The organism is Hafnia sp. HMSC23F03 (assembly GCF_001816025.1).
GTDB classification, from domain to species: Bacteria; Pseudomonadota; Gammaproteobacteria; order Enterobacterales; family Enterobacteriaceae; genus Hafnia; species Hafnia paralvei.
This window is the reverse complement of the sequence record NZ_KV824233.1, coordinates 130,878-143,276: the sequence shown is the minus strand read 5'-3', so window position 1 is coordinate 143,276 and position 12,399 is coordinate 130,878. Positions and strand designations below refer to the sequence as shown.

The 12,399-nt window shown below is 46.7% G+C and carries 9 protein-coding genes; 3 read left to right on the top strand and 6 right to left on the bottom strand.

The features are described from left to right. Together HMPREF3091_RS15530 and HMPREF3091_RS15520 are read right to left on the bottom strand one after the other, a co-directional pair. The coding region (locus tag HMPREF3091_RS15530) for a transcriptional regulator DagR (RefSeq protein ID WP_139146224.1) at positions 1-2,776 on the bottom strand (2,776 nt) is incomplete at its 3' end. Positions 2,777-3,371: 595 nt separating this feature from the next. Next, complete coding sequence (locus HMPREF3091_RS15520; RefSeq protein ID WP_070716864.1) at positions 3,372-3,635, bottom strand: YkgJ family cysteine cluster protein; 264 nt, start codon at positions 3,633-3,635, stop codon at positions 3,372-3,374. A 309-nt stretch (positions 3,636-3,944) separates the two neighbouring features. Between HMPREF3091_RS15520 and mtr the strand changes: the two genes are divergently transcribed. Together mtr and yeiP are read left to right on the top strand one after the other, a co-directional pair. Next, positions 3,945-5,195 carry a tryptophan permease gene (gene mtr / locus HMPREF3091_RS15515; RefSeq protein WP_070716862.1) on the top strand — a complete coding sequence of 417 codons (1,251 nt, stop codon included), beginning with the start codon at positions 3,945-3,947 and terminating at the stop codon, positions 5,193-5,195. Between the two features lie 157 nt (positions 5,196-5,352). Next, the gene (gene yeiP / locus HMPREF3091_RS15510) at positions 5,353-5,925 is read left to right on the top strand and encodes an elongation factor P-like protein YeiP (RefSeq protein ID WP_004096007.1); all 573 of its coding nucleotides are present in this window, start codon (positions 5,353-5,355) and stop codon (positions 5,923-5,925) included. Positions 5,926-5,991: 66 nt separating this feature from the next. Here the strand turns inward: yeiP and uxuA are convergent, their stop codons facing one another. Continuing rightward, positions 5,992-7,182 carry a mannonate dehydratase gene (gene uxuA / locus HMPREF3091_RS15505; RefSeq protein ID WP_070716857.1) on the bottom strand — a complete coding sequence of 397 codons (1,191 nt, stop codon included), beginning with the start codon at positions 7,180-7,182 and terminating at the stop codon, positions 5,992-5,994. 447 nt (positions 7,183-7,629) lie between these two features. Between uxuA and HMPREF3091_RS15500 the strand changes: the two genes are divergently transcribed. Continuing rightward, positions 7,630-9,096, top strand: coding sequence for a mannitol dehydrogenase family protein (locus HMPREF3091_RS15500; RefSeq protein ID WP_035504074.1), 1,467 nt, complete (start codon positions 7,630-7,632; stop codon positions 9,094-9,096). 52 nt (positions 9,097-9,148) lie between these two features. On the opposite strand, the gene HMPREF3091_RS15495 is transcribed toward HMPREF3091_RS15500, so the two are convergent. From HMPREF3091_RS15495 to HMPREF3091_RS15485, 3 genes are all read right to left on the bottom strand, one after another. Then, complete coding sequence (locus tag HMPREF3091_RS15495; protein WP_070716855.1) at positions 9,149-10,681, bottom strand: EAL domain-containing protein; 1,533 nt, start codon at positions 10,679-10,681, stop codon at positions 9,149-9,151. Between the two features lie 182 nt (positions 10,682-10,863). Next, positions 10,864-11,607 (bottom strand): GntR family transcriptional regulator, encoded by a 744-nt coding sequence (locus HMPREF3091_RS15490; protein WP_004096012.1) that lies wholly within the window; start codon positions 11,605-11,607, stop codon positions 10,864-10,866. A gap of 218 nt (positions 11,608-11,825) precedes the next feature. After that, the gene (locus HMPREF3091_RS15485; RefSeq protein WP_070716853.1) at positions 11,826-12,149 is read right to left on the bottom strand and encodes a hypothetical protein; all 324 of its coding nucleotides are present in this window, start codon (positions 12,147-12,149) and stop codon (positions 11,826-11,828) included. Between the last annotated feature and the right edge of the window lie 250 nt (positions 12,150-12,399).

The window sequence follows — 12,399 nt, the reverse complement described above, 5'->3', positions numbered from 1 at the left end:
CGTAGATATAAATAAATTCGGCGTCAGATAAACGAATCGCGTAAGCCTCTTCAATCGGCAAAAATGCCTGTTTAATAATGCTCATCGCGTTAACATCGAGATCCAGCGGCGAGTTCAGCGCCATCTGTAACGGTTTACGGCTAATCACGATACGCTCGACCATGCAGCAACAGTGGATCAGGAAACGTAGCGTCACCTGACGGCTAGGTTTGAGGTCAGAAATCTGACAGATGTGCTGCAGTACCCCCTCCATTTCTTGCAAAATGCGCCGAGGGTTCAGGACTGAAATTTGATTAATAATACTTTCTAATGTCAGTGCACTGATGAAACGCATTGAACTGCGCTCAACTTCCAGTCTGCGCTCCATACTGCTGAGATCAGGATTCAATAAGCTGAGTAACAGCTCGGGCCCCTGTTCGGAAAACATCTCTTCGAGAGAAATAAACGGAATATCTGGCAGGCCTGGTTGGAAAGTGCCGACAATCCCAACTAAACGTTCATGCGGAGCCAGTGCCTGTTGAATGCGCTCCAGACTACGTACCTCGTTGTAATCAAGAATTAGCAGGCGCGTATCCTGCGCCATCAACTCACCAAAACTCTCTGACAACACTTTATGAATTTTTTCCGCCGTCCCCATCCCAGTAATACAGGAAACCACCAACACTTTTCCCGCCCCTGCTTGTTCAGGTGAACACCAGTGACAAGGTATTTGCTTCTCGTTCATCAACGCGGTGAGCGCCGCAAAATCGCTGGACTCGTAGGTCAGATCAAGACCGATTTCCAGCAGGCTGGTTAATGTCATGTTCGGTAGCAGCAGAACGTCAAACTGAAACAGTTTGCTAATGGTGCTGCCAAAATGTACCAGAGAACCGATATCAACCATCAGAATCAAACGCCGGTAGCCACGGCTGCGAATGATATTGGTCAGCACTTCTAACGTGTCATGAACCGACTGCTCAAAAGGCATATCAATGGCGGTGAGCAGGTCACGTTCTAAAACCTGATTCACGTATTGCGCCATACTCGTCGCCGTAGTCGCGCCATGGGCGACAAAAATGACGCCTAACTCAGGGCTGTCATCTATCTGACAACGGTATTGCCGACACTCTTTCAGGAACATACATAAATACACGACTTCAGTAGCAGGACATTGAATATTAAATATTTCATCAATGCGTCTGCATAACTGCATGGCGTTATCGTATTCATTTTTGCAGTGATCGAGGATCAGACTTGAAGAGTAAAGCTGTGGAATAAGGCCGCGCTGCACATAGCTCAGTAAGGTCAGAAAATGCTTACGCAGATGGTTAACCATATTTTCTGGCAGAGCAAAACCCACCACCTGTTCTACATAGCCAATCAGCAGAGACAAACGTTGTTCTAGCTGACCGCTGTAGCCCACCATCGCGGTATCGCGGCTATACAAGCCATATTCAAATATCGAACGCAGCTTGTTCTTTAAAATAGCTAGAGTTTCCTGTGGCGGAACGTTGCTATTGCGCAGGTTGACATATTCACGCGTGAGGAAGCGATAGAATAAATCACTATCCTCATGCCCTGCTGGCACGCCAAGTGAAGGTTTAAACGCAGACAGCGTTTGAGAACTGATATCCAGCCACTGTTGCTGACCAAAAATGCTGTCAACCAACAGGCGCTGATCGGCGCTTGGCATCACAGACTGTTCAACCAGTTTTTTATCTAACGTTAATACATCATTTTGCTGCCCCATTCCCGCTGCCCAGCCTTGAGCACACAAGAACTGGATATCACTTTTGAGCTGGCCGATATTTCCTTCCAGCGGCTTCTCTAGCAGCCATAGGAGCAACGCTTTATCGATTCTTATCGTTCGGCTAATTTTGCGGCTTTCCTGATGCAGGAATCCGGTAATGAGCTCAATCTGCTCTTCCATCGAACGCTCGCGCAGAGCGGGCAGATCAATACTGACCTGAATACGACGCTGGAAAGTGCGCAACAACGTGGAATTGACTGGCTCAGTCGTGGCACAAATCAATCGCACGTTTACCGTTTGCGCTTTGTGGCTGGATCCCAGCGCTCTAAACTCACCTTTATCCAACAGAGCAAATAGCTTTTCTTGCCCCTCATAGGGAAGGCGGTGAATTTCATCTAATAACAGATAGCCACCGTCAGCCTGTTCGATCAGCCCGATTTTGTCACTGTTAGCGCCGGTGAATGCCCCTTGGCGATGGCCAAAAAGATGTGAGGAGAGTAATTCTGGGTTATGCGCATATTCTGCACAGTTGAAATAGACCAGCGGCAGTGTGCTATTGCCGCTTTGCTGGCAGGCAAACTGGTGCATCAATTCGGCAAAGTAGGTCTTCCCTACCCCTGATGGGCCAGTCAGCAACACATGTAGACCGCTTGGGTACAGCACCGCCGCTTTTCCTTTCTCCACCGATAGCTTAAGACTACGGTCGAAACCGATAAGCGCGGCAAAAGGATCGTTAGATGTGGATGGATGCTCCACTGGCAACAAATCACTGACGAAACGAACTTCGGCTAAATGGTCAGGCAAAGGGCTACCGAGCAGCGTCTCAATCGTTTGACGATGCAAAAAATAAACCGGACGGGTTTTCACTTTAATAACGCGCTGCTCATTCCACAGCTGGTTAAGATCTTTGCTCACTGAGTTGCGAGCCAGCCCAAGGTTAATACCGATACTTTCTGCGGTAAATGCAACCTCCTTTTGCAAATCACTCTTACTCAGGCTTGATGTTAGGCGTTCTAACTCTTGGCAAATTTTATCAATACGTTTCATGCGGAGATCTAACCCATCCCTGAAGTCACGATTTTTAAACATATCACAAACGGCGAAAGTTTAACGTGAGACAACGGTGATTACAGCGAAAATAAATCATCTTGAAGGGGGACTTCACGGGAAATTCACAATGACGGTTTACAGTAAGGCTAACAGTAGGGCTGACCATCGCTGTGCCGCCCTAAGCGTCTTTATGCATGACAACGGATGTTAATATGGATTTGTTAAAATATCTTATGTTTAAAACGTTATTATCGATAGGAATGGTTATACTCACTTTCGTGTCATACTTTATGAAAGAACCCATATACGAGGGTATTTTTCGTCAGCATGCCCGCCATATCAGCGGCAGGGATTTTGTCGGTGTCGCTGAGTTGGGCTCTTGCCTATTATTCAGCATACTCATTTTTATTATTTGTTACCTCCCTTCAAGAATAGTCGTTGCTATATCAATAGGGATAACTTTATTTATAACATTAAATAATTTCAACGCAGAACATCCAATAAGAGAATATAGCCAAGTAATCCTCTTTTTAATTATGCTATCTCTGACTTATTGTTTATCCCGCCAAGATAAATATACACGTAAAGTCATTTAAATGATATCAGGCGCAGTTTCTTGCTCTAATTGCACAAGGTAAATCAGCGCCTGATCGCGATGACTAAAACACATATCTTCAGTGGCCTGAAGCCCACCGCACACCTTTGGCCTCAACGGTGATAAAAAGATTTTGCACCGCATATCATCGTCAAGCTGAATACAGCGCGTATTGGCGGGCTTACCCTGTGGCATTCCAGGGATAGGACTCGAGATTGAGGGAGCGATACAGCAGGCTCCACAGTCGGAACGGCAGTCCATCGAGGATCTCCGGTGGGCTGTCTTAAATAGCTGTGACAGGATCAGCGCGCGGACAATCCGCCCAACTCTTATACAGGTTTTTAAACCGATTTGCAGAGAAACCGATTTACAGAGATAGTTAGCCCCTTCCGTTCTGGTTGTTAAAACTCCGTCACACCGCTTAATTTTCCAGCACGCTCGCATGGAACCGTAGGTTATCTGGCTAATTCTTTCGCCTCTAATTCAATAACGCTGTTTACTTCTTTGCAAACAGTGCGTACCATTGAGCTAGTACACAAGAATTAGCATGCCGCTAATCAGGAGCAAAGCATGACGATGGAGAATACCTTGACTCAAACAATACGCCGCCCGTCAGTCCTTGGGGGCGCGATGATTATTGCCGGAACCGCCGTAGGCGCGGGGATGTTTTCTATTCCGGTGGTCACCGCAGGGGTCTGGTTTACGGGTTCCGTCTTACTGCTGATCTACACCTGGGCCTGTATGTATATTTCTGGCCTGATGATTTTAGAAGCTAACCTAAACTATCCGGCTGGAGCCAGCTTCCATACAATGGTCGGCGATTTGCTGGGCAAAGGCTGGAACTCACTGAACGGGTTATCGATTACGTTTGTTTTGTATATCCTGACCTACGCCTATATTTCTGCAGGCGGTTCGATTATTACCCATACGCTGGAGCCTTATTTCGGCGTAGGACAGACGTCTGCAGGCTTGGTTTTCGCCATCATTGTTGCTTTTATTGTGTGGTTATCCACCCGCGCGGTGGATCGCTTGAGCACGATTCTGATTGGCGGGATGGTCATTACGTTCCTGCTTTCAACCGGCGATATGTTTACCCACGTCAACGCATCGGTCTTGCTGAATAGCAGTGATGATAAAGCCAGCTACTTGCCTTATGCGCTAGCATCGTTGCCTTATCTGCTCACCTCGTTTGGCTATCATGGCAACGTCCCCGGTCTGGTGAAGTATTATCACAAAGATGCAAAATCGGTGGTGCGTAGCCTGTTCATCGGCACCCTGATTGCATTAACAATTTACATCTTTTGGCAGTATGTGATTCAAGGCAATATTACCCGAGCCGCGTTCCAACAAATCATCTCTGAAGGTGGGAACATCGGTAGTTTGCTTAAGCAAATGGGTAACGTTGCCAGCAGTAACATTGTAAATCAGCTACTGAATGCGTTCTCTTACATGGCGCTGGCAAGCTCTTTCTTGGGCGTTTCCCTGGGACTGTTCGACTTTATCTCTGACTTCTTTAAGTTTGACGATACCCGTACAGGCCGAACCAAAGCGGCATTGGTTACCTTTGTTCCTCCGACAATCGGCGCTCTCGCGTTCCCAAATGGCTTCCTCTATGCCATCGGTTTTGCGGGCTTAGCCGCTACCATTTGGGCCGTTATTGTGCCTGCGATGATGGCACGCGCCAGCCGTAAGCGCTTCCCTGAAGCAACTTACCGAGCACCGGGCGGCTCAGCAATGATTCTGTTCATTATTGCCTTTGGCCTCATTAACGCCGTTGCTCATATTCTGTCGCTACTCAACTTGTTACCAGTTTATCAATAACTCATCAAAAACTCTGATGCCGGAGCACTCGCTCCGGCTTTTTAAGCCAAATATTTCTGCTTTTTTATCTCCGCCTCTTGCCTAGAAAACGCGGCGCGGGTAACGTGTCGCCACAAGCTAAAGACTGAATTTGCAAACTTATAAACAAGGTTTTTTTATGCCAAGAGCTAACGAAATTAAACGCGGTATGGCGGTGACTTTAAACGGCAAACTGCTGCTGGTTCGCGATATCGATGTACAAAGCCCAAGCGCTCGTGGCGCTAGCACACTGTACAAAATGCGTTTTTCCGATATTCGTACCGGTTTGAAAGTTGAAGAACGTTTTAAAGGCGATGACATTCTGGAAGAGATTTCTCTAAGCCGTCGTCAGGTTAACTTCTCCTACATCGATGGTGACGAATACGTCTTCATGGACAACGAAGATTACACCCCGTACACCTTCAAAAAAGATCAGATTGAAGAGGAATTGCTGTTTATTCCTGAAGGCGGCATGCCGGGTATTCAGGTGCTGACAATGGATGGCCAAGTTCTGGCGCTTGAGTTGCCTCAAACCGTTGATATGGAAATTGTTGAAACCAGCCCAAGCATCAAAGGCGGTTCTGCAAGCGCACGTACCAAGCCTGCAGTGATGAGCACGGGTCTGACGATTCAGGTTCCTGAATACCTGAGCAGCGGTGAAAAAATCCGTATCCATATTGAAGAACGTCGCTTTATGGGCCGCGCTGACTAATCTGTGTTAAAACAGCAAAAAGGGATGCCGAGGCATCCCTTTTTTATTGATTTCAAAAGACTAAAATCACTTCATTTCTGGAAACAGCGCACGCTTAAGAGCTAATTCAACGCCGCGAACTTCCGCCAAACCTTTCAGTCGGCCAATCGCCGAATACCCCGGATTGGTTTTTTTCTTCAGATCGTCCAGCATCTGGTGTCCGTGATCTGGACGCATCGGAATTGGACGCATATTTCCGGCTTTCTGCCGACGTTGCTCTTCGGTCAGAATGGCTTTTACTACCGCATACATATCAACATCGCCCTGCAAATGCGCGCCTTCATGGAAGGTTTTCGGGTTCTGCTCACGACAGGTAGAACGTAAGTGTGTGAAATGAATGCGATCGCCAAAGGTTTCAATCATTTTGACCAAATCATTGTCGCCGCGCACACCGTAAGAACCGGTACACATAGTAAAACCGTTGTAGATGCTATCTACGGTGTCTTTGAGCCATTGCATATCTTCAATGGTGGAAACTATGCGAGGCAGGCCAAGAATCGGGCGCGGTGGATCATCAGGATGTACCGCCAGTTTCAGGCCACAGGCTTCTGCCACTGGGACGATCTCTTTCAGAAAATACCCCATATGTTCACGCAGCTTGGCTTTATCAATACCATCATATTCAGCTAAACGCGCACGGAACTGGTCCAGCGTGTAGCCCTCTTCCGCTCCAGGTAAACCAGCGATGATATTGCCCGTTAATTTGGCAATATCCGCTTCACTCATATTGTCAAAATAGGTTTTGGCCTGAGCCTGCTCTTCTGCGGTGTAATCTTCCGACGCATTCGGCCGTTTCAGAATATGAAGCTCAAAGGCGGCAAACGCGATCTGATCAAAACGTAGGGCTTTGGAGCCGTCTGGCAGCTCATATTCTAAATCGGTGCGTGTCCAATCCAGAACCGGCATAAAGTTGTAGCAAACAGTATCGATGCCGCAGGCAGCTAAGTTTTGCAGAGACAGTTTATAGTTGTCGATGTGCTGCTGATAATTACCGGTTTGGGTTTTGATCTCTTCATGAACCGGTACGCTTTCAACAACAGACCACGTCAGCCCTTTTGCTGCTAAAATCGCTTTACGCTTCTCAATTTCTTCAACTGTCCAAACTTCTCCGTTAGGGATATGGTGCAACGCAGTCACTACGCCGGTTGCGCCAGCCTGACGAATATCATCCAATGACACCGGATCGTTCGGGCCATACCAACGCCAAGTTTGTTCCATCTGTCTCTACCTTCTGCGGGTGAAAATACAAGTAATCGTGTTTTGAGGATTCTCTGTGATGGATTTGGCAGCAAATGCCACGCTAAGTAGGTAAATTCGTAATGCTGTTATACCAAAATCACACAGGTATCATTTAGCTTTTACCTTACTCTTTGGCGTTTTCCTGTCAAAACCCAATCTACTATTGGTTGATCCACTTCACGAATATTCTAGAATTTTGGACTAACCAATTTCATTTTCTGTCATATGACTTTAGACTGCAAGCCACTTTGACGATCTTGTAAGATGTCAGACCGCATTGGTTTATGTGCAGCTTAACCACTTCCGTGCTGAAAAAGCGCGCTATCATAGCTGGCAAGCAAAGTGGTCTAACACCTTTTACTTCACCGTTCTGATGCTGACAGGCTTTTATCCGTCTGCCGCGTACATCTTCTAATGGAGTTCAGCATGAAAAACCTAGCAAATCATTCTTTGCCAGACGGCGTTAAACAGCCAACCTATGACCGTGGCGCACTAAAAAGCCGCATCGTTCACCTTGGTTTTGGAGCATTCCATCGCGCCCATCAGGCGCTGTTAACCGATCGTGTGCTGAATCAAAAAGGCGGGGACTGGGGTTATTGCGAAGTTAACCTGTTCGGTGGAGAAAAGCTGATCGAGCAGTTACGCGAGCAAAATCATCTTTATACCGTGTTAGAGAAAGGTGCAGAGCAAAATCAAGCTATCGTTGTCGGCTCCGTGCATGAATCGCTGCACTCGGATCTCGACGGAATTCAGGCCGTTATTGAGAAAATGGCTGAGCCTCAGGTAGCCATTGTTTCCTTAACCGTAACGGAAAAAGGCTACTGCATTGAGCCGGGTAGCGGAAAGCTGGATCTCAACAATGCCCTGATTAAACAGGATTTGGCCGCGCCTCAGGCACCAACCTCTGCGCCAGGCGTGATTGTTGAAGCCTTGCGTCTACGTCATGAGCGCAATTTGCCGCCGTTTACCGTGCTGTCTTGCGACAATATTCCAGAGAACGGTCACGTTGTAAAAAATGCCGTTTTAGGCTTAGCCAATGCGCGCGACCAAAAACTGGCTGCATGGATCGAGGCTAATGTAACCTTCCCAAGCACCATGGTTGACCGCATCGTACCAGCGGCAACCGAGGAAACACTGGCAGAAGTCGCACAGGCGGTCGGCATTGACGATCCTTGTGGAATTGCATGCGAGCCGTTTATCCAGTGGGTCGTAGAAGATAACTTCGTCGCAGGCCGTCCAGAGTGGGAGATCGCCGGTGCCGAACTCGTGGCAGATGTTCTCCCGTATGAAGAAATGAAGCTACGCATGCTCAACGGCAGCCACTCATTTCTCGCTTACTTAGGCTATTTGGCTGGCTATCAGCACATCAACGACTGCATGGAAGATCCTGCCTACCGAACAGCGGCACACCGCCTGATGCTGCAAGAACAAGCACCAACGTTACGCGTTACCGGCGTTGACTTGGCGCAGTATGCCGATCGTTTGATTGAGCGTTATAGCAATCCCTCCCTTAAGCACCGCACATGGCAAATTGCGATGGATGGGACTCAGAAATTGCCTCAGCGTATGCTGGACTCCATTCGCTGGCATATCGCCCATAATCACGCATTTCCATGCTTGGCATTGGGTGTCGCGGGTTGGATGCGCTATGTGGGGGGCGTTGATGACCATCACCAAGCCATTGATATTCGTGACCCAATGTTGGACACATTGAAAGCAACGGTTGCTGCAAGCCAAGAAGGTGAAGCTCGGGTTCTGGCGCTGCTGGGAATTAAAGCCGTATTCGGTGATGAGCTTCCAAAACAATCTGCATTTGTGCAGGCCGTTACCAAGGCTTATTTAGCTCTCGTTGAAAATGGTGCGGCTAATACTTGCGCATCTTTAGTGAAGTAAATCTCTATTGGCTATCCTGTTTAGGATAGCCAATTCCTACCAACTCATTTCGCTATAACCATTTATCACTAAAGGTTTTATGGTCCTCTGGCCGGCCAAACAAATATCCTTGCAGGTAATCAATATGGTATTTTTTAAGATGCTCCGCCTGCTCTGATGTTTCCACACCCTCAGCAACAGTGACCAACTGCAAACGCTTAGCCAAATCAATCACATTATCCACAATATGACCTGACAACGCATCAGAGCCAATCATGCGGATAAAGCTTTGGTCGATTTTAAGGATATCTATTTGGAATTCTCTCAGATAAGCCAAACTAGAATGGCCTGTACCAAAGTCATCTAGCGCGATCCTAACGCCAAGCTCATGGAGCTCGTGGAATATGCGATGAGTGAGTTCACTAGGAACAATGAGCTGACGTTCCGTAAGCTCCAGCACAAGCTGAATTTTATAGCCTTCAAACGCTTTGATAAACAAACGACAATCGTCGACGAGGCTGAGATCTTTGAAATGGCTAGCGCTGATGTTAATTCCAAAATGGAAATTATACGGCAGCTGCTCAGCTAAGGGGGCAAAGTAGTCCCTCACCTGCGCCATTAAATCGCGAGTCATAGGCACAATCAAACCAGAGTCCTCAGCCAATGGAATAAACTGGTTAGGCGCGATCATTCCCATTTGTGGATGGCGCCAGCGCATTAATACTTCGCATCCGGTCAAATCATTATTTTCACAACTCACAACCGGCTGAATATAAGGAATAAATTCGTGGTTTTTCAGCGCGCTTCTTAGTTCTGACAACGGCGAGTTAACACGGCCTATAGTACGGTAGGTTATAACCCCTAATAAAATAGCCAACAGAGGGAATAAAATAATACTACCCGACGAGTATTCCCACACATACTCCCAATGCGTGGAATAAGGAATTTCTGTTGCGACTGAATAAGGGAAACGTTTAGATGTTTGAAAATAACTGGTTCCGTGGGGCTGGAATTTATCATTTGAGACATGCCCAGAGCTGTCCATCCAGCTAGTCCCAACTAAGAGATGGATTTCTGTTGGTAGCTTAAGCAGCTCCAAAACATTTTTAAGATAATACCCATCAATGCCCACTAATACGCTATGTTCGCCATAGGATTTACGAAACGCGATAAGCGAACGGTTAGGCGTGACGGGATTACCATTCAGCATCAACAACATTCCCCCCACATATTTAGGGGTACTTACCGCCGTCGAATATTTACCTGCAAGCGATGAGCAATATACATTATCACCCGTAGCCAGATTTACCGTACGGATATCAGGAACCACCGTGACCTGATAGCGCAACGCATTTTGCGTTTCAGTCGAACACTCTTTTCCAAGGTAACCATGCACGGCGTTCGCCGCTATTTCAGCATTCTGTAGCGTCGCGTCAAATTGCGCGACAGCACGCTGTAGCCGCTGTGCAATATCCCGCTCCATGCCTCGTGAAATCTGCCAAGAAATAGTCATTACGGCAATAATAAGGATCAGAGTTGCAACGAGCAGAGACACAAGCAGCCGAGCTACAGGTCGAAAGTTAACCGTGCGAAAAAGTTGAGTCATATATCAGTTACCAGCAACTCATGATGAGTGTTCTTCTCATTATGTCGATAAACTGCCATAAATAGCCATTTATTGTTGGGTATGGTTATCTGGTACACAATTTTATAAGAAAAAACATTAAATCATTGGCATTGCGCAGGGAAAAATCACGGTAATACAATGCCAACGGTTACAGTATAAGATCACTCACTGGGTAACACAGGCGTTGATTCAAATAAAAATCCATCAAAACTTGGATCTTCAGGATCGGAAATCTCCAACAATTTTGTTTTTACGTTTTCCAAGTGCTGCCACATGGCTTGTTTTGCCGACTTAGCATCACGACGTAGCACGGCATGCAGAATTTTTTGATGATCGTCTAGCCAGTTCCAACGATAGCTAAAGTCGCTGGTATGCACATGCAAGCCACTCCACATCGGATTATGCTTTCTCGCCTGCCAAGCATCGTGCACCATACTAGCTAAGACGCTATTTTGAGTTGATTGAGCAAGCAGACAGTGAAAGAGCTCATCGGCACTTTCATCTATTGTGCCTAACGACAGTGATTGGCGTTCTTGCTCAATCGCTTTGCGCATTTTCATGATATCAGCCTTAGTGGCCTGCACAGCCGCAAAAGCGGCTATCTCACTCTCAAGCAGCTGCCTTGCTTGTAATAATTCAAAAGGTCCATACGTATTTTCATCAAGATCTGTCACGGCGGCACGACGCTGACTCTGCGGCAGAGACACAACATACACACCAGAACCTTTACGTACATCAATCAGTTTTTCCAATTCCAGCATGATGAGCGCTTCACGCACCACGCTGCGACTTACATTAAATTGTTCAGCAATATCGCGCTCTGGGGGAAGACGCTCCCCAATAGGATACTCACCTTGCGCGATCAGATTACGCAGAGTATTTCCGACTTCTTGATACAATCTCATGCTGCTACCTTCTCTACCGTAAACGCTGATGAGGATAAATTAACACCATAATTGGCCAGACCAAATACTCAAATGATAGGGACACTATGACGATTTGGTCTGATTGTATCACAGCCAAGAAATCACCTAAGCGAAAACGTACGAATAGAAAAGCGTAGATAAGTCTGCCTTATCTACGCCAAATTAAAGATGGGTTATTTCAGATACAGGGATCGTTGTCAGTGATAGTTAATGGTAAACACACCTAACGTGTGGCTTTCATTAATCCATTTTAACTGGCTGGTTCCAACAGAGACCGGAAGCTCAGAAGGCCGAGTGCTAATCTGGCTAATAGGCCGACTCAAGCTCTCCTCTTTGCCATTGCGTTCACAGCGTGTCTTTACATGATTTTTCTCTAATGCGACGTCACACCCATCTTCAACAATCACACCAACAAAATGGATGACGCCAGTACTTACTGCATGAACAGGGGTTACAACACTAACAAATAAAGGCAATCCCAAGCCGACAGCGAAAAACATCGATAACCGAGAAATTTTCATGACCACCTCATTAATTTCCCACACAAATTGCTGCTAGCTAGTCATCACGCCACCAAAGCTCGCACTCACATGCACTGATGGTGTTTTAAAGATAGCAGCCGGTGAAAAACCCAACGGCAGCCTAAAAAGAATCCTTAGGAATATATATATCCTCGTTGAATTACAGCAGGTAACCACGCCATAGCGAAAACTATCAGCATTTAATAAGGAGAATAAACGGGTCTGTACGCTAGCTAAAAACAGAAATAAA